The organism is Chitinophaga sp. CF418, from assembly GCF_900142925.1.
GTDB lineage: Bacteria > Bacteroidota > Bacteroidia > Chitinophagales > Chitinophagaceae > Chitinophaga.
Genome location: NZ_FRCN01000013.1, coordinates 94,798 through 112,516, shown reverse-complemented (window position 1 = coordinate 112,516; position 17,719 = coordinate 94,798). Strand labels below are relative to the sequence as shown.

The window sequence follows — 17,719 nt, the reverse complement described above, 5'->3', positions numbered from 1 at the left end:
TGTCAGCAATGGCGCCCTCTTTGTTTTTTATAGTGTATGGAAGAGATTTATTCATTTCCTACCCCAAACTGTCTCCCATCGCTCAAATTCAGATGGGCTAACCCAGTAACGAGCGAAATTTCCTTTATGCAATGACAATAGCTCGGTATCTATAGTCTCTATGAACTTTTCCTGATCATTTGCAGGTAGTGTTTGCGCTTTGTCAGTTATCAGCTTTCCAGCTTTGTCCGGAGGTATTGCATTAGATAGAATTTCTGCCATAACTGCTTTGATCTCATCACGATATTTCAGCCGGAAAGGATCGGGGTCACCTAATGACTGGCGTAATGCTGCATATCTAAGAGATGAACGTTCGTATGCCCAAAAATATACATCCTTTAGTAATTCTATCCGGTTTAATTCATAAACTGCTAATGTCCCTTTGAGGTATAAGTCTTCAGGAACATCAACAAAAGCCAGAGGAGCAAGATTGCGTTTATTTAGTGGAATATTTGCTGCTAATCTTGATACACGTTTATTAACATCATCAAATGGTTGCAAATAGGGCAATTGCACCATAATGAAAAATGCCTGTTCAAACGGATCTTCTATCTCAGTAGCTTTTGCAAGCAGTATTTCCAGCATTTCTTCTATCTGCTGAGGTATCCCCAGAGGTGTAAAAACAGAATTTGTAATACCCACACCATAATAGCGTAGCCTTCCAGATGCATTAGGATCAGGTAAAAGGTTACTCGAAAGCAAGGCATGCAAACTGGTGATAGTATAACGGTTAAAACCGATTTCGTCGGCTGAACGCACAATGAATTCAATAGCATCTTTATGATTGAGGATCATTTGCGCTTCCTTCACTGTTTTGTTATCAGCAATCCTGCCTTTTGAGAGGAGTTGCTGCGTATCTAAAAGGCTATAAGTATTTCCCTCTAACCGGCTGGAGTTCCAAGATAGATCTATGAGAAGCCTTTGTAGTATTTCCTTTGCATAAGTGCCTGCTGGTTGATCAAGCCTTACAGTCTTCCCTAATTCAGCAAGTTTTTGTTTTTCTTTTTCACTTAAATAACTGTCGATATTCGGACGGTAAGAAGTCAGAAATTCTCTGCTATAACCAACCGGGCGACGATGCGTAGTTGGGACTGAAAGCATTCCCAGTATTTTTTTGCTCGCAGTTGATAAAGGAATAGAATCAGACTCCTCAACTTTGGATTGAGACACCCAGATTTCCTGATTGAGATGATAAAGAGTTGCCCTGCTTCTACCTGATTTAAATACTAATCGTTCTTCGCTTAATTTATCCAGCCGTCTTTGTAACGTACGATGCTCTATATCAAGTCCGGAGACTTCTTTAATTGTTTCAATAGAAGCTCCTTCCTTAAACAGCTCGAGAGTTTTTAGGATTTTATCGAGCTCCTGTTTGATATTATACTGGCTTTTTTTCATTACAGCACTTATTACGCTTACCCAACTAAGATACGATTTTATGTCACGAAAACAGGAGTATATGTCGCGAAAACAAGCTTTTGTGTCACGAAAGCCATTTTTATGTCGCGCAAATGCATTTTGTGTCACGAAAAAAGGCTTCCAGACACTAAATCCGAAAGCCTTTACACCAAAAATCGAAAGCCTTTTCACCTCACTTCGCCAACACTACCAGCGGCTTTCCTTTCTCCACAACATACGTCGCCAATTCTTTCGCCTCACCCTCACCCACATTCTTCACTGCATGTTTCACCCCGTAAGGAATAAACAACACATCACCTGCTTTCAGTGTTACCGGCGGTTTCCCTTCAAGTCTATACTCCAACACACCTTCAGTCACATAAATAATCTCTTCTCCCGGATGGCTGTGTTTAGGTGCTGTCACACCTGCCTTAAAGTCGACGAGCACCTGAACAGTTTCCCATCCGGGGATGCTGAGATCATGTTGCTGAAGATCAGTGCGGCCCAGGCCCTGTAACTGCGCTTTGGCGGAACCAGGTATGATCAATGCGGCCATCATAACTACTGTAACTACTGCACTTGCGAGGATATGTTGCTGCTTCATTGTAGAAAGTTTTAATTGTACAGTAAAGGTATAGCCGGCATACAGCCCTGACCAGTACCATTTCGTAGGGTGGACAACATTTACCGTGAAACGGTCATTCTGATACTTAAAAACAATAAAGGCCTCTGGATTTTGTCCGGAGGCCTTCAAAAGATGTGTTAATAAACTATTTCTTCACCGCAATGATAATCCCCGTTGCCCACACCATTTTCGTGAGTAGCAGGTCTTCTCTTGCTTCGAGGTCTTTTATCAGCTGTGTTGCTTTTTCCTGATGTCCTTCCGGCCAGTTAGGTTGTGGCAGCATATCATCGATAATGTAAAGCCCTCCTTTATTGAGCATCGTCAGTGCTTCCTCCAGCATCAGGTATTTACCATGCCAGGTATCTGCAAAGATGTAATCAAACTTCCTGCGTCTGTTTTCCTTCAGCCACTCGCCGCCATCGGCGTGTACGAGCTTTAAGCGCTTGTCGTCGCTTAAGAACTGCCTGGCGATATCCAGGAATTCTTCTGCATTATCTACAGAAATGAGGGTACTTTCCTTATCCATTCCGTCCAGTATCCAGGACGTGGACAGGCCGGTGCCTGTGCCCAGTTCAAGAAAGCTGCCATAGGGTTTGGATGCCGCCAGCGTGCGGAGCAGGGAGCAGGTCAGCGGGTCGGAGGCCATACTAAATCCGGAAGCGTTCGTTGCGTCGGCGATGTACTGGTAGTGTACGGGGAATTGCTGTAATATGTCTTCTGTCATGGGTTATAGTGTTAAATCGTCTTTCAACAAGGTAATAAAAAAAATCGCTTACTTTCGGTATTATGAATCGCCTGTTATTATTGATATTCCTGTTGATGGGTACGGGCACGGCTGCACAGCAGGTGCAGCTGGAGATCAGTCATGTGTTGGCCAGCCAGCCCATGCAGCTGCAGACGGCTGTGTATACTAATGCTGCCGGCGATACTTTCAATATCACATTGTTCAAATACTATCTCAGTAACTTTTCACTGATAGCTGCTGACGGTAGAAAGACCGCGCTGCAGCCGGCCTGGTTCCTGGTTAGTGAAGATAATGCCGCTTCAAAGAAGATCCTGCTGCCACAGTGCCCGGAAGGGGAATACACACAGCTGTCTTTTATGATAGGCGTCGATAGCGTGCTGAATTTCAGTGGCCCACAGGATGGTGTTTTAGACCCGCTACACGGGATGTTCTGGACCTGGAACAGTGGTTATATCATGGCGAAGCTGGAAGGCACTTCACCGTCCTCCCGCCTGCCCAATCATATGCTGCAATTCCATATCGGGGGATACAGGGCGCCTCACGTTACCCAGCGAATGGTGACGCTAACCCTGCCTTCGCCACTGCTGACCGGTCCACAATATAAACCCAGGGTTATGTTACAGGCAGACGCCATGATCTGGTTCAACGGTGATTACAAGATCAGCTTCCGGCAGATGGCCGGATTTATGACGCCTGGTACGCCGGCCGACCGTATTGCAGATAATTACCAGCACATGTTTTCCGTTAAAAAGATTGTAAGCCAATAACAGCAAATGTTCCGGAAAGCGACATATATCCTTATCGCCTTCTGCCTGTGGTTATGGATCATAGGCAGGGACCGGCATGTGTTGACTGCTCATTCCCCGGCAGTGGAATACTACCAGCTGAAACTGCCGGACAGCCTGCCGCCTCCGGTATATGACTTTAAGAACAACCCGCTTACCAAACAGGGAATAGCGCTGGGAAGACGTCTGTTCTACGACCCGAAACTATCCCTGGATAGTTCCGTTTCCTGTGGTTTCTGCCATCAGCAGTTTGCTGCTTTCGGTCATTTTGATCACGCTGTCAGCCATGGGGTACTGGGCCGTACGGGCAATCGTTCCGTACCGGCATTGTTCAACCTGATCTGGCAGAAAGACTTTATGTGGGACGGGGGAGTGAATCACCTGGATATTCAGCCTTTAACGCCTATTACAGACGAAAATGAGATGGGGATGGACCTTGGAGCGCTCATTAAGCGTTTGCAGGGAAATGCGACTTACAGGAAGCTTTTTAAAGAGGCCTATGGTACTGAAGAGGTGACCAGTCAGCGGCTGTTTAAAGCCCTGTCCCAGTTCATGGTTACCATGATCTCTTTTGAATCAAAATATGACAGCGTGATACGCCGGGAACCGGGCGTGACATTTACTGCGGAAGAGCAGGGGGGATACCGGACTTTCACCCAGAAATGCGCCAGCTGCCATAAACCGCCTTTCTTTACCGATTATAGTATACGGAATAACGGCCTGCCTTACCTGCCTTCTATGAATGATGTGGGAAGGATGCGTATCACCAACAATACGGCCGATTACCTGAAGTTTAAAGTGCCTTCCCTGCGCAATGTGCTGGTCAGTGCTCCTTATATGCATGACGGTCGGTTCTTCGATATTTTCCAGGTATTTGCCATGTATAATCATGGGCAGCAAAAAGGGAATACCATTGATCCTCTTGTGAAGAATGGTATTCCCCTGACCGAAAAAGAAAAACGGCAACTGTATATGTTCCTGAATACTTTGACAGATAAAAAATTCCTGACCAATAAGGAACTGAGCGAATTGCTGATTACTGATTAAGCTATGACTAAGGAACTGAGTGAAATGCTGATCACTGATTAGTTGCAACAGTTAGTTCCGTTTGATGCACTGTAGTAATCCCGCCTCGCAAAATAGCCGTTCATCAAACAACGTTGTACGTCAACTGAAACCGTGCCCCGTTGGATATTATTGCTCAACTACAGCGGCATTGCTTAAGCCCCACTCTTCAATCAGGCCGCTTACTTTTTTCTTATATATCTTCAGCTCTGCAAGTGTCTGCTGTATAAAGCTGTTATCTTCCAGTTTGCCTATCACAGCCTCCATTTCAGCTTCGTTCTCATATGTCATCTGGCGGAAAGGATTCTGATAATCTTTCGCCCTGGAATGATAAATACCTTCTGTAAGGAATGTCTGTATATGCACGGATTGCAACAGGCATTCTTTGAGGAAAGAAGGCGTAAAGTCTCTTGCTGTTTTTTCCTCTATGTACAATAGTGAAGCAATTGCATGCTGCAGTTTGTCTGTTGCATATTGCTCACCGATGATCTTATAGTTTTCGTGTAATGCAGCCCAGCTATTGACAGACCCGGAGCGGATCCTGTCCTTAAGGTCCGCCAGTGTTTCTTCTTTCATGAGCTGTCCGCCTACATTATGCCATGGGCCGCGTTCAGCAGTTTCCACGATAGCGTGTAGTGAGCTGAAATAATGTCCGGGGTGCTCTTCAATATAGTTGAGGATATTACGCACCGCATACAGGTTGATCAACTCACGGAACAGTGGATAAGACCTGTGTACTTTCAATAGTTGCACTTTACGTGAACTGTTCTCCACATTAGCAGCGAATATCTGCAGGCCTGCCACTATTTCAGGATCGTGTATCAACAGCTCTTTTCCTTTCTCCTGTAGATCGTGTTCAGACAGCTGAACCGCCAACGGATCATGTTGAGCGTACCATGCTTTACCGGTAGCGATTTCCATCAGCGTCATGGCATGGATCATCTCTTCGATACTATCCGGCGCCAGGTAATCGTATTCTATCAGCTGTATCTTTTCAGTACGTTTATCGCGGTCAATATACTTCCATGAGTTACGCGCCAGCGCATACATGTTATGAAGGAACCAATAACCGGTCATAATCTTCAGGCTGTTGGTCTGCTCATCGTTTAATATCAGGCTGAACGGATAAGGTACATCCATCTCATACATGTAGGTGCCTTTGGCGATCAACGTAAAGCTGGCAAAGCGGGAATTATGTTTCAGGCTTACACATAGTCCGGGCCAGAAACCGCGGCCGGCAATTATTTCGCCATCTGCTCCGCGGGAGTTGTGATTGGAACCTATCGTAGCACCGGCAGCCATATTGCTCTGTCCCATGATCAGTGCAGCGCAGAGGAAGGAGTTGTTATGATGCTGTTCGTGTGCAGGAAATATCAGTGAATTCAATACTTCACAACAGGAGATCGTTGCATTGTTGCCTAAGTAGGAGTTGATCAGACGGGCGCCGTATTTCAACTGCGAATGGGAAGCCATCACAAAACGCACCGCCTTTACACCGTAGAATACGCGGCAACCATAACCGACAATGCCGTTCACCAGTTCACAGCCTTCACCTATCTGGCTGGTGGCGACGGAAGAACTGTTGATGGTGACATTCTTGATCTTATTGGCGCCCTTGAGATAAGCATCCGTACCAATAGTCACATCCTTGATGATCTTACAGTTCTTGATCACCGTGCGGTCGCCCACCATACCGTAGTAGCCGCGTTTCTTATCAAACTGGTTTTCGGTAAATCGCTTGAATTGCTCCTGCAATGCTTTATCATCCCGGTTGCGCGTCCATAGCCAGGCATCGCCGGGCAGCATGCCATCAAAAGGCATAACGCTTCTGCCACCATTCTCGTTGCACAGTTCCAGCCAGATGCGCAGATTTTCAGGCTCGCCTTCTTTCACAATGCCGTTACCGAATTTTGAATGGTCAGTAGTAGCCATCTCATTGACGTTGGAGATGATCACTTCATTACCGATGATATAATGAGAAAGAAAATTGACGTTGTGAATAGCGGCATTATCGCCAAAATCGCAGGAAGTTATTGTGCTGTTATAAAGTCCTACCGGTAGCCGGAGATTATGAAATTCCAGGTAGTAAGGCTCCAGCTTACCGATGCGCACCACACCGAAGAAGTGGCAGTGTTTTACCAGCTGAGGACTGAATTCACTGGCCACCGAGATATTGTTCCAGTCATCGGAGAAATTGTCGTTGCGCACTAATATCTCGATCTCAAGTGCACTAAGCTTACGGTAATTGCGTTGCTGCCTACCCAGTTGTTTATTCCGCAGGTAGTATTCATCCTGGCCTTCGGGTAAATAAGATGCCGCTACAAAATTGTAGCCTAACTCGGTGAGTGGCTTCTTCTGTATCACATTCATCGGAAAAGAATTGAGGTTAGTGATTATTCTACGGTAACTGATTTTGCAAGGTTCCTCGGCTTATCTACATCAAATCCTTTCAGCACGCCAATATGATAGGCCAGCAACTGCAGGGGAATAACGGAGAGGATCGGCGCTACCAGTTCATCTGCTGCCGGTACTTCGATGACATCATCTGCCATACCGGGAATAATCTGGTCGCCTTCTGTTACTACTGCGATCACTTTACCTTTACGCGCTTTTATTTCCTGGATATTAGACACTACTTTCTCGTAAAAGCTGTCATGGGTGGCTACAAAAACAACCGGTAGGTTTTCGTCCACCAATGCGATGGGACCATGCTTCATTTCTGCCGCCGGATAACCTTCTGCGTGTATATAAGAGATCTCTTTCAGTTTAAGTGCCCCTTCCAGTGCTATCGGGAAGTTGTAACCACGTCCCAGGTAAAGGAAGTCGCGGGCGTCTTTATATTTCTCCGCTATCTGTTTAACCTGATCATTCAGCTTCAGAGTGGTTGCTACCTTTTCGGAAATGGTATCCAGCTCATCCAGCAGGTGCTGGAAGCGCTGTTGTGTAATGGTCCCTTTTTCCTGTGCCACTTTCAGCCCTATCAGGCAGAGAACAGCCAGTTGTGCGGTGAATGCTTTGGTGCTGGCTACGCCTATCTCCGGACCGGCATGTGTATATGCACCCGCATGAGAAAGACGTGCTATAGAGGATCCTACCACGTTACAAACGCCTAATATAATAGCTCCTTTCTGCTTGGCGCTTTCAATAGCCACCAGCGTATCAGCCGTTTCGCCGGACTGTGATACCGCGATGATCACATCGCCTTCGCCTACTACCGGGTTACGGTACCTGAATTCAGAAGCGTACTCGACCTCTACAGGAATGCGACATAACTCCTCGATCATGTATTCCGCTACCAGTCCTGCATGCCAGGACGTACCGCAGGCCACTATGATAATACGGTTGGCCTTGCTGAGTGTGGCGGCATACTCACGGATGCCACCGAGGGTGAGGGAACCGTTCTTCGCATCCAGACGGCCACGCAAACTGTCGAAGATGGTCTGAGGTTGTTCAAAGATCTCTTTCAGCATGAAGTGATCATACCCACCTTTCTCAATAGCCGCCAGTTCAATATCCAGCTTCTGGATATATGGGGTCTGCCGTTCATTGGAGATATTTTTCAGGATCAGTTCGTCTGCCTTGATAATAGCAATTTCATAGTCGTTCACGAACACCACTTCCTTGGTATATTCCACAATGGGAGAGGCGTCTGAGGCCAGGAAGTGTTCTCCCTTACCTACGCCGATCACCAGGGGACTACCTTTACGGGCGGCGATGAGCGTATCGGGGTGGTCTTCGTCCACCAGTACGATCACATAAGCCCCTACCACCCTTTTTAAGGCGATACGCAGGGCTTCTTCCAGTCCGCACTGATTACTTTTTTGTATTTCTTCTATGAAGTGGATGAGCACTTCCGTATCCGTGTCACTTTTAAAAACATGGCCTTTTTTCAGCAACTCCTGTTTGAGTTGGGAATAATTCTCTATGATACCGTTGTGTATCATGGCCAGCTTACCGCTGCCGGAGGTATGCGGATGAGAGTTGCGGTCACTGGGTTCCCCATGGGTAGCCCATCTTGTATGGCCGATAGCCACATGACTGCGTACATCCTTGCCACTGAGGTGCTCTTCCAGTTCGGCAACTTTTCCTTTTTTCTTGTAGACCTTTAGTCCGCTGCCGTTGAGCAAAGCCACTCCGGCGCTGTCATAACCGCGGTATTCTAATCTTTTCAATCCTTTTAATACGATGGGGTAGGCTTCTCGCTGGCCTATGTAAGCAACTATTCCGCACATAAAGTTTTTCAGTTTTACATGGATAAGACGTGCAATATGGATAAAAAATGTGAAAAACGTACAAAAGATTGCGAAGAATGACTCAGAATAACGAAATGAGACTCATTCTTTTAGCATTATAAGTACCAATACTTATGCGTTTTGCGCCATTCAGGGTGATCAAATTGCATGCCTGCTGAGAAAATTCGTAATTTGTACCCCTTAATCGAACAAGAGGTCCTATGAGATACATTGTAATAATATTACTATGCTGCCTGGCATGTGATCCACCTCCACCTGAAAGGCAACCTATTCCGGTTGCTGAAGACAGTACCTTTCTTACCGGCACCTTTTACCTGGTACGCCATGCTGAACAGGGCGCCGGTGAAGATTCCGCACTGACAGAGGCTGGGCATCACAGGGCAGGGGCGCTCTATAGATTATTACAGGACTCAGGCATACAGAAGGTTTATTTCACCCACGATCTGCGTAGTATCCAGACGGCAGATTCCATCTGCCAGTACCTGGCTGTTGATACGGCTTCCTATCTGCCCGATTCCACGGGGGAAGATCTGTTGTATGAGATCACCCGTAACAGGGACTGGGGAAAGAAGCTGCTGGTGATAGGGCGTAGCAATACACTGGTGCCTATCATGCATTCATTAAAAGCAAAACCGAAGATCGATTCTATAGAGGAGAAGGATTATAGTAGTTTGTTTGTTGTGAAGAAGTACCGGGATAGCGTGAAGTGCAGAAGAACCAGCTATGAGTAGAGGTTTCTTCAGGCAATAAGCATGTTTATAACAACGTATTTAAAAAAACACGATAGGGCTCCGTTAGATGCTGTGTTAAAAACCAATAGAAGTCTCTTGTTCGTAGCCCCGGGTGATAACCCGGGGGCCTATTAAAGCAGTATCCCCTTCATGAGCGCAAACGCTACAGAGAAATAGATCAACAGTCCTGTTACATCTACAAGTGTGGCCACAAAGGGAGCAGAAGAGGTGGCGGGATCCGCGCCCAGTTTCTTTAAGATCAGTGGGAGCATGGAGCCGGAAAGCGTTCCCCATAAGACGACACCAATCAAAGACAGTCCTACGGTTATCCCGATCAGAATCGTATGGTCGCCATAAGTGTGGAAGAAGGAATTCCACAGCAGTATACGTGTGAAGCCAATGAGACCCAATACACTGCCCAGTAATAATCCTGAAATGATCTCCCTTCTCATCACGCTCCACCAGTCGGAAATAGTGATCTCTCCAAGCGCCATCGCCTGAATGATAAGCGTAGACGCCTGTGAACCGCTGTTACCACCGCTGGAGATGATCAGTGGAACGAATAAGGCCAGTACAACGGCTTTAGCTATTTCATCCTCAAAGAAGCCCATAGCAGTAGCGGTAAGCATCTCTCCGATAAACAGGATGATCAGCCATCCTATCCGCTTTTTCACCAGCTTCATTAAGGGAATATCGAGGTAAGGCTCATCCAGGGCCTCGGTACCACCGATACGCTGAATGTCCTCAGTATGTTCTTCATTGGCGATCCACAGGATATCGTCGATCGTGATGATACCCAGCAGGATGCCTGCATCGTCGACCACAGGCAGCGCCACACGGTTTTCCATACGGAACACCTGTATAGCCTCTTCCTGGTCATCATTTACGTGTAAGGCAACAAAGCGGTCATCCATAAGGGTATGAACCACTGTATCGGGCGATACCAGCAGGAATTCCCTGATTCGGAAGTCATCTATCAGCTTGCCCTTTTCATCTACTACGTAGATCACGTCAATGGTCTCACTGTCTTTGCCATATTCCCGGATATAGCGCAATACCTGTTTCACCGTCCACTCTTCCCTTACGGCTATATAATCAGGCGTCATGATACGCCCTACACTCGTTTCGCGATATCCCAGCAGACTGAGAGTGATCTTACGTTCTTCGGGATCCAGTAGTTTGATCAGCTCTTTCACCACATCACTATGCAGTTCTCCGAGGAAGGCGGTACGGTCATCCGCCGGCAGCTCGTTGAGCAGCTCTGCCACTTTTGTGGCGGGCAGTTCACGGATCACGTCTTCCTGTACATGAAACTCCAGGATCCTGAAGGCGGCAGCAGCACGGCCTATGGACAAGTGGTTCATTATCGCGTCAGCATGGTCCGGCAGCTCGTGAATGAGCTCGGCTATGTCTGTGATGAGCTGGTCGTCCAGGTACACTTTCAGTTCCGGGTAGTTCCGCTCAGCAACCAGCGTCTCAAATTTTTCCTGTAAAGCTTCATTTTCCATATTCCAAAATGCTGTCAGTGAGGCGAAATTAAACAAAGTTGGCGTCCTACATTACAATATCTCTGCCACATGTTTACGGATATTGGTAGAAATCGTGTCCGTAGGCAGGTCATTCGCATCCAATCCGAAAGGGTCTTCAATTTCCTCAGCAATCAGCTCAAGGCTGGCCAGTACGTAGAAAATGAATACTACTACAGGTATAATAAGGTAATGAAGCGTCAAGACATAGCCCAGTGGCAGCGTCATTACGAAGAAGAAGATGAACTTCTTGATAAAGACGCTGTAAGAGAAGGGGATAGGGGTATTCCTGATCCGCTCACAGGCGCCGGAGATCTCTGTAAAGGATTGCAGCTCCGTGTTGATAGTGATCAGCTGTTCGCCGGAGAGCTGTCCCTGGCGGTACAATTCATGGATATGCGCCATTATCAGGCCGGCTACCTGGTTGGGTACATGTTTATCGGCCTGTAACTCTATACCCGCTGGCAGCTGCAGCTCTTCAATGATATACCTGTTACGCAGGTGGTTCTTCAGGGTAAAGGCAAAATTAGGTATCATGAGCCGGAAGTACTCACGGGAAGCGGTATTGGATGCCGGCAGCATAGCCGCTAATTTAAGGGCAAGGTTGCGGCTGTTGTTCACCAGGGCGCCCCATAACTTACGGCCCTCCCACCAACGGTCATAAGCCGTATTGGTACGGAATACCAGCAATAAGGATATCACAAAGCCAAGTAATGAATGGATCAGGGTGATCTGCTTCAGGTCACTGTTGGGCGACATCTTTAATAGCTCCAACTCAAGAAAGGCTATCAGGGCGGAATAGGCAGACAGGGCTATAAACATGGGGAACAGCTTCCTGACTGTGTCGGCTTTATGGAAGCGGAAAATAAAGGTAAACCAGGCTTTCGGGTTGTAATCAATCATATTTTTCTATAGAGATTTACGCAAACCTAAAAATTTTACACATGATTTTGATAACTTCCTGCTTTACCTTTATTTTACGCTTCGTTTATATAACATTATGATCAAGCCATATTTATTCGTCGACAAGACAAAAGGCAAGGGCCGCGGTGTATTTACAAAAGATAGAATAGCAGCCGGTACCCGCATAGAGACTTCCCCTGTACTTGTTCTGTCTTATGACGATACAGCGATTGTCGATAAAACTAAACTGCACAATTACATCTTCCTGTGGGGTGCACGCGAAACCCGTTCCTGTATAGCACTGGGTTTCTGTTCCATCTACAACCATTCCTATGAGCCTAACTGCGAATACGAAATGGACTTTGATGCCGAAACCATGAGCATTATCACCCGCCGGGAGATTAAGAAAGGCGAGGAACTGTGCATCAACTACAATGGGGACGTAACCGATACATCACCAGTATGGTTTGATGTAAAGAAGAAATAGTATCGTAAAGGGCCATTTAATGCCGCTTCACAGGTCTCAGCCGGAAAAGCCTTCACCAGCCAGAAAGCCAACTCCCTGAAGAAATTAAATAAGGAATTGAGAAATTCCTTATTATTGTACCAAAATGTATAAGCACTTATATAATTTACCTTATGAGCTTTTATGCTTCTTTAGGATACCTGGTTTTTGGCAGCCGTTTAAGACGACTGAGCGAATACTTCCTGATGGAGGTCAATAAGGTATATGAGCAGTCTGGTATTGCATTTGACGCCAGCTGGTTTCCCGTTTTCTACATTTTGTCCCGTCAACAGAACATTCCCCTGATAGATATTGCCGAACAACTGGAGGTTTCCCACTCCGCTGTCAGTCAGCTGATCACCGGTCTTAAGAAGAAAGGCCTGGTAAAGACAGCGCCCTGCCCGGATGATGGTCGCCGGCAACTGGTCATGCTTAGTAAGAAAGGGGAGGATTTGCTGCAACAGGTACAACCTGTATGGGGCGCTATTACGGAAGCCATGAAAGAACTGACAGACGGGCATAAGCAAAGCAAACTATTGCTGGAGGCGGTGTCGCAGGTGGAAAGCGCTGTGCAGGAAACGCCTTTATCCGTGCGGATCCTGGCGTCTATGAAAAACTAATTCGATTCAATCCAATCAAAATGATACACCAATTCAAGTACGGAATTGATCAGCTTACCGTAGGTAAAGCGCTGGATGTGGCGGCTGGCCGCCTTCCCGGCGTACTGGTACCGGAGGTGACTGAACGCATAAAAACCAGTGCCGGACATGTACAGGCCATCGTAGCGGCACACAGTACCGTATATGGTATCAATACAGGCTTTGGGCCCCTGTGCGATACCAAGATATCCGAAGAAGATACCCGCGCCCTGCAATACAATATTCTCCAGAGTCATAGCGTAGGTGTAGGCAATCCTATCCCGGAAATAGTAGCCCGCGTAATGCTGGTAACCAAAGTGCATGCGCTGGCGCAGGGCTATTCAGGTGTGGCGCTGTCCACCCTTGAACGTATCATCTGGCATATCGAACATAATGTTACCCCGGTAGTGCCTGAAAAAGGCTCTGTAGGCGCTTCCGGCGACCTCGCGCCTTTATCGCATCTCTTCCTGCCATTGATAGGCCTGGGCGAAGTATACTATAAAGGGCAACGCCGGCCTTCCGCTGAAGTTTTACAGGCAGAAGGACTGGCGCCGGTGGTGCTGGGCCCTAAAGAGGGGCTGGCACTCATCAATGGTACACAGTTCATCCTGGCCTTTGCCGTGACTGCTTTACAGCGGATGCATAATGCACTGGAAGCTGCAGACATCATAGGGGCTTTGTCCCTCGAAGGACTGATGGGTACTTCCCGCCCCTTCGATCCACGTCTGCATGCCATCAGGCCTTACGCCGGCAATCAGCTGGTAGCCCACCGCCTGAAGACCATGCTTGAAAACTCTGGCATCATGGCCGCTCACGTTGACTGTGGCCGTGTACAGGATCCTTACTCCCTGCGCTGTATGCCACAGGTGCATGGCGCTTCCCGTACCGCATGGTTGCACCTTTGCGACCTGACCGCCATAGAGCTGAATGCCGTGACCGACAATCCTATCATCTTCAGTGCAGAAGATACCATCAGCGGTGGCAACTTCCACGGACAACCACTGGCCATGCCGTTGGATTATGCTACCATAGCGGCTGCAGAACTGGGCAACATCTCCGACCGTCGTTGTTATATGATGATTGAAGGCCGCTACGGACTGCCTAAATTACTGATAGAAAATGCCGGTCTGAACTCCGGTTTTATGATACCGCAGTATACTACCGCTGCTTTGGTAACGGAGAATAAAACCCTCTGTTTCCCTGCCAGCGCCGATAGTGTACCAACGTCCCTGGGCCAGGAAGACCATGTCTCCATGGGTTCTATCAGTGGCCGCAAACTCCACCAGGTAATAGACAATCTTGAATACATACTGGCGATAGAACTGCTGTATGCTGCACAGGCAGTGGATTTCAGACGTCCTTTGAAGTCTGGTCCTATCCTGGAAGCTGTACATGCCTTTGTACGTGAAACGGTTTCCTTCGCAACAAAAGACAGGATCTTCGCGAATGACATACAACTGCTGCACACTATTGTAGCTAATCAATCTTTAGTAAAAGTGGCCAACGATGCGGCCCTCGATAATCATTTATCACTAAACGGTATTTATCATGACCAGTTCGGAATTTATTAAAACATACGCGGCACATCCGCACTATAAAGCTCCCCGGGGCAACCAGCTGCATGCACGCTCCTGGCAAACGGAAGCGCCCTTACGCATGCTGCTGAACAATCTCGATCATGAAGTAGCTGAGAACCCTGATGAACTGGTGGTATATGGGGGTATTGGCCAGGCAGCGCGTAACAAAGAAGCATTACAAAAGATCATTGAGATACTGCTTGAACTGGATGAAGATCACTCTTTACTGGTGCAGTCAGGCAAACCTGTAGGTGTGGTACGCACACATCCCCAGGCGCCGCGTGTAATGCTGGCCAACAGTAATCTCGTGCCTAAATGGGCTACCTGGGAGCACTTCAATGAACTGAGAGCGAAAGGACTGATGATGTACGGCCAGATGACAGCCGGTAGTTGGATCTATATCGGTACACAGGGTATCTTACAAGGAACATACGAAACCTTTGTGGCCTGCGGTAAACAGCATTTCAACAGCGATCTGAAAGGCAAGTTAGTCGTAACAGCCGGTTTAGGTGGTATGGGCGGCGCTCAGCCACTGGCGGCTACTATGGCCGGTGCAGTATTCCTTGGTGCAGATGTGGATGAATCACGTATTCAGAAGAGAATAGCTACCCGTTATATAGATCGTATCACACATTCTTATGAAGAAGCTATTGCGTGGGCGATGGAAGCCAAAGCCAAAGGAGAAGCGCTTTCCATTGGATTAGTAAGTGATGCCGGTGATATGCTGGAACGTTTGCTGGAGGACAATATCATCCCTGATGTATTGACAGATCAGACATCTGCACACGATCCTGTGAATGGTTATATACCCAATGGAATGTCTTTACAGGAAGCGGCTGATCTACGTAAAAAAGATCCTGCTGCATATAAACAACGCGCACTGAGAAGTATGGCCCGTCATGTAGGTTATATGCTTGCATTACAGGAGAAAGGCGCTATTACTTTTGATTACGGTAATAACCTGCGCGAGTTTGCACGTGAAGGTGGAGAGCCGAATGCATTCAACTTCCCGGGCTTTACACCTGCGTATATCCGTCCCTTGTTCTGTGAGGGAAAAGGCCCTTTCAGATGGGTGGCCTTATCAGGCGATCCGCAGGATATTTATACCACGGACCAGGCTTTGATAGAAGCATTCCCTGAGAATAAAGGATTGATCAACTGGCTGAAAAAAGCACAGCAACAGGTGGCCTTCCAGGGCTTACCTGCCCGTATATGCTGGCTCGGACTGGGAGAGCGGGAGAAGGCAGGGTTGATCTTCAATGAGCTGGTAAGAACGGGTAAAGTGAAAGCACCTATTGTAATCGGGCGCGACCACCTGGATTGCGGCTCAGTAGCATCTCCCAACAGAGAAACAGAAGCGATGAAAGACGGCTCTGATGCAGTGTCTGACTGGACATTGCTGAACCTTATGGCCAATACCGGCGGCGGTGCTACCTGGGTATCTTTCCATCATGGCGGTGGGGTAGGCATGGGTTATTCACAACATGCAGGCATGGTGATATTAGCTGATGGAACTGATCGTGCCGCAGCCTGTCTGCAAAGAGTATTGTTCAATGATCCTGCGCTTGGCATCTTCCGTCACGTGGATGCAGGTTATGAAGAAGCAAAGGAAACAGCCAGAAAATTCAATATCTGACGTATGGAACTAATTGGCCCCTTTTCACAAATATTACCGCTCACAAACCTTCCCCTGAAAGGAGCGTTGCACGATGAACAACTGCAGGTCATCGAACATGGCGGTATTGTAACAGACGGTGGCAGGATACTGGCTGTTGGCGATTTTAAAGCACTGCAACATCAGTATCCTGATTGTGATGTTACACATATCACTGTGCCTTCCGTATTGTTGCCAGGCTTCATAGACTGTCATACACATATTTGTTTTGATGGCTCCCGCAACAGGGATTATGCGATGCGCATTGCAGGTAAGTCTTATCTTGAAATAGCCCGTGCAGGCGGCGGTATATGGGATTCAGTGATGAAGACAAGAGCGGCTGATCAGGAAACACTGATGAACAATACAGCAGCCCGTGCGAACCGGCATTTACACGAAGGCGTTACAACCATCGAAATAAAAAGCGGTTATGGTTTGAACCTGGATGGTGAACTGAATATGCTGCGCGCTATCCAGGATGCAGCCAGTCATACGAAAGCCACGCTGATTCCTACCTGTCTTGCAGCGCATATGCGACCAAAAGACTTTGAAGGAAATGAAGAAGCATATCTCAACTCCATCATCACCACTTTACTGCCCGTTATTCAATCAGAACAGCTGGCACATCGTGTTGATATCTTCATAGAAGAAACAGCATTCACATCCGGTCCTGCAAAACATTTCCTGCAACAGGCTGCCGACATGGGTTTTGCAGCTACTGTACATGCAGATCAGTTCTCCACAGGTGGTACTGCAGTTGCTGTAGCTGCAGGCGCGCTTTCTGCGGATCATCTGGAAGCCAGTGATGATGCTGCAATTGCTTTACTGGCAGCTGCGGATATTGTCGCAGTTGTATTGCCAGGTGCTTCACTGGGTCTCGGCATGCATTATGCACCGGCAAGAAAACTGCTGGATGCAGGTGCTACCGTAGCGATAGCAAGCGACTGGAACCCCGGTTCTGCACCCATGGGAGACTTATTATTACAGGCCGCAGTATTAAGCGCGGCAGAGAAACTATCTACGGCTGAAGTATTCGCAGCCCTTACTACCCGCGCTGCAAAAGCATTACAACTACACAACATCGGACAACTCACCCCCGGATCTGTAGCAGACATGCAGGCGTATCCCTGCGCTGACTACCGTGATATCCTGTATTACCAGGGTAAAATGAAACCAATAAGGGTCTGGAAAGAAGGGGAGCGGGTGAAATGAGATTGTTTATTTTTTAAAAGGAGTAGCCACTCCAATGGCAGGGGAATGCCCAGCGTCGTAATAACT

Annotated in this window: 15 protein-coding genes; 8 read left to right on the top strand and 7 right to left on the bottom strand. The window is 47.5% G+C overall.

Going from position 1 to position 17,719, the window contains the following annotated elements; genetic code table 11:
- Positions 1-51 precede the first annotated feature (51 nt).
- The 3 genes from F3I09_RS25535 to F3I09_RS25525 all read right to left on the bottom strand — a co-directional run bounded on the left by F3I09_RS25535 (position 52) and on the right by F3I09_RS25525 (position 2,783).
- Positions 52-1,434: a Fic family protein gene (locus tag F3I09_RS25535; RefSeq protein WP_149697891.1), complete on the bottom strand. Its 1,383-nt coding sequence runs from the start codon at positions 1,432-1,434 to the stop codon at positions 52-54.
- A 193-nt stretch (positions 1,435-1,627) separates the two neighbouring features.
- On the bottom strand, positions 1,628-2,038 hold the full coding sequence (locus tag F3I09_RS25530) for a cupin domain-containing protein (protein WP_149697890.1): 411 nt from the start codon (positions 2,036-2,038) through the stop codon (positions 1,628-1,630).
- Between the two features lie 166 nt (positions 2,039-2,204).
- A complete protein-coding gene (locus F3I09_RS25525; RefSeq protein WP_149697889.1) occupies positions 2,205-2,783 on the bottom strand; it encodes an O-methyltransferase in 579 nt (192 codons plus the stop codon).
- A gap of 62 nt (positions 2,784-2,845) precedes the next feature.
- On the opposite strand from F3I09_RS25525, the gene F3I09_RS25520 reads away from it, so the two are divergent.
- Positions 2,846-3,571: an MbnP family protein gene (locus F3I09_RS25520; RefSeq protein WP_149697888.1), complete on the top strand. Its 726-nt coding sequence runs from the start codon at positions 2,846-2,848 to the stop codon at positions 3,569-3,571.
- 6 nt (positions 3,572-3,577) lie between these two features.
- Positions 3,578-4,636, top strand: a complete 1,059-nt coding sequence (locus tag F3I09_RS25515) for a cytochrome-c peroxidase (protein ID WP_149697887.1) — start codon at positions 3,578-3,580, stop codon at positions 4,634-4,636.
- A gap of 147 nt (positions 4,637-4,783) precedes the next feature.
- Here the strand turns inward: F3I09_RS25515 and F3I09_RS25510 are convergent, their stop codons facing one another.
- Both F3I09_RS25510 and glmS read right to left on the bottom strand, forming a co-directional pair.
- Positions 4,784-7,024 (bottom strand): DUF4954 family protein, encoded by a 2,241-nt coding sequence (locus F3I09_RS25510; protein ID WP_149697886.1) that lies wholly within the window; start codon positions 7,022-7,024, stop codon positions 4,784-4,786.
- 23 nt (positions 7,025-7,047) lie between these two features.
- A complete protein-coding gene (gene glmS / locus F3I09_RS25505) occupies positions 7,048-8,886 on the bottom strand; it encodes a glutamine--fructose-6-phosphate transaminase (isomerizing) (RefSeq protein ID WP_149697885.1) in 1,839 nt (612 codons plus the stop codon).
- 221 nt (positions 8,887-9,107) lie between these two features.
- On the opposite strand from glmS, the gene F3I09_RS25500 reads away from it, so the two are divergent.
- Complete coding sequence (locus tag F3I09_RS25500; RefSeq protein ID WP_149697884.1) at positions 9,108-9,638, top strand: histidine phosphatase family protein; 531 nt, start codon at positions 9,108-9,110, stop codon at positions 9,636-9,638.
- A gap of 131 nt (positions 9,639-9,769) precedes the next feature.
- Here F3I09_RS25500 and mgtE read toward each other — a convergent pair whose 3' ends face one another.
- Both mgtE and F3I09_RS25490 read right to left on the bottom strand, forming a co-directional pair.
- Positions 9,770-11,146, bottom strand: a complete 1,377-nt coding sequence (mgtE, locus tag F3I09_RS25495) for a magnesium transporter (RefSeq protein ID WP_149697883.1) — start codon at positions 11,144-11,146, stop codon at positions 9,770-9,772.
- Positions 11,147-11,197: 51 nt separating this feature from the next.
- A complete protein-coding gene (locus F3I09_RS25490) occupies positions 11,198-12,067 on the bottom strand; it encodes a bestrophin family protein (protein ID WP_149697882.1) in 870 nt (289 codons plus the stop codon).
- 97 nt (positions 12,068-12,164) lie between these two features.
- On the opposite strand from F3I09_RS25490, the gene F3I09_RS25485 reads away from it, so the two are divergent.
- The 5 genes from F3I09_RS25485 to hutI all read left to right on the top strand — a co-directional run bounded on the left by F3I09_RS25485 (position 12,165) and on the right by hutI (position 17,653).
- Positions 12,165-12,554 carry an SET domain-containing protein gene (locus F3I09_RS25485; RefSeq protein WP_149697881.1) on the top strand — a complete coding sequence of 130 codons (390 nt, stop codon included), beginning with the start codon at positions 12,165-12,167 and terminating at the stop codon, positions 12,552-12,554.
- 152 nt (positions 12,555-12,706) lie between these two features.
- Positions 12,707-13,192 (top strand): MarR family winged helix-turn-helix transcriptional regulator, encoded by a 486-nt coding sequence (locus F3I09_RS25480; protein ID WP_149697880.1) that lies wholly within the window; start codon positions 12,707-12,709, stop codon positions 13,190-13,192.
- Between the two features lie 20 nt (positions 13,193-13,212).
- Positions 13,213-14,781 (top strand): histidine ammonia-lyase, encoded by a 1,569-nt coding sequence (hutH, locus tag F3I09_RS25475; RefSeq protein ID WP_149697879.1) that lies wholly within the window; start codon positions 13,213-13,215, stop codon positions 14,779-14,781.
- The gene (gene hutU / locus F3I09_RS25470) at positions 14,759-16,423 is read left to right on the top strand and encodes a urocanate hydratase (RefSeq protein WP_149697878.1); all 1,665 of its coding nucleotides are present in this window, start codon (positions 14,759-14,761) and stop codon (positions 16,421-16,423) included. Before hutH ends, hutU begins: the two co-directional genes overlap by 23 nt.
- A gap of 3 nt (positions 16,424-16,426) precedes the next feature.
- Positions 16,427-17,653, top strand: a complete 1,227-nt coding sequence (gene hutI, locus F3I09_RS25465) for an imidazolonepropionase (protein ID WP_149697877.1) — start codon at positions 16,427-16,429, stop codon at positions 17,651-17,653.
- The last annotated feature ends 66 nt before the right edge of the window (positions 17,654-17,719 follow it).

Bases quoted from the DNA above. Each gene is read 5' to 3' on its own strand.
- F3I09_RS25535 (WP_149697891.1), bottom strand. From the start codon at position 1,434: ATGAAAAAAAGCCAGTATAATATCAAACAGGAGCTCGATAAAATCCTA.
- F3I09_RS25530 (WP_149697890.1), bottom strand. From the start codon at position 2,038: ATGAAGCAGCAACATATCCTCGCAAGTGCAGTAGTTACAGTAGTTATG.
- F3I09_RS25525 (WP_149697889.1), bottom strand. From the start codon at position 2,783: ATGACAGAAGACATATTACAGCAATTCCCCGTACACTACCAGTACATC.
- F3I09_RS25520 (WP_149697888.1), top strand. From the start codon at position 2,846: ATGAATCGCCTGTTATTATTGATATTCCTGTTGATGGGTACGGGCACG.
- F3I09_RS25515 (WP_149697887.1), top strand. From the start codon at position 3,578: ATGTTCCGGAAAGCGACATATATCCTTATCGCCTTCTGCCTGTGGTTA.
- F3I09_RS25510 (WP_149697886.1), bottom strand. From the start codon at position 7,024: ATGAATGTGATACAGAAGAAGCCACTCACCGAGTTAGGCTACAATTTT.
- glmS (WP_149697885.1), bottom strand. From the start codon at position 8,886: ATGTGCGGAATAGTTGCTTACATAGGCCAGCGAGAAGCCTACCCCATC.
- F3I09_RS25500 (WP_149697884.1), top strand. From the start codon at position 9,108: ATGAGATACATTGTAATAATATTACTATGCTGCCTGGCATGTGATCCA.
- mgtE (WP_149697883.1), bottom strand. From the start codon at position 11,146: ATGGAAAATGAAGCTTTACAGGAAAAATTTGAGACGCTGGTTGCTGAG.
- F3I09_RS25490 (WP_149697882.1), bottom strand. From the start codon at position 12,067: ATGATTGATTACAACCCGAAAGCCTGGTTTACCTTTATTTTCCGCTTC.
- F3I09_RS25485 (WP_149697881.1), top strand. From the start codon at position 12,165: ATGATCAAGCCATATTTATTCGTCGACAAGACAAAAGGCAAGGGCCGC.
- F3I09_RS25480 (WP_149697880.1), top strand. From the start codon at position 12,707: ATGAGCTTTTATGCTTCTTTAGGATACCTGGTTTTTGGCAGCCGTTTA.
- hutH (WP_149697879.1), top strand. From the start codon at position 13,213: ATGATACACCAATTCAAGTACGGAATTGATCAGCTTACCGTAGGTAAA.
- hutU (WP_149697878.1), top strand. From the start codon at position 14,759: ATGACCAGTTCGGAATTTATTAAAACATACGCGGCACATCCGCACTAT.
- hutI (WP_149697877.1), top strand. From the start codon at position 16,427: ATGGAACTAATTGGCCCCTTTTCACAAATATTACCGCTCACAAACCTT.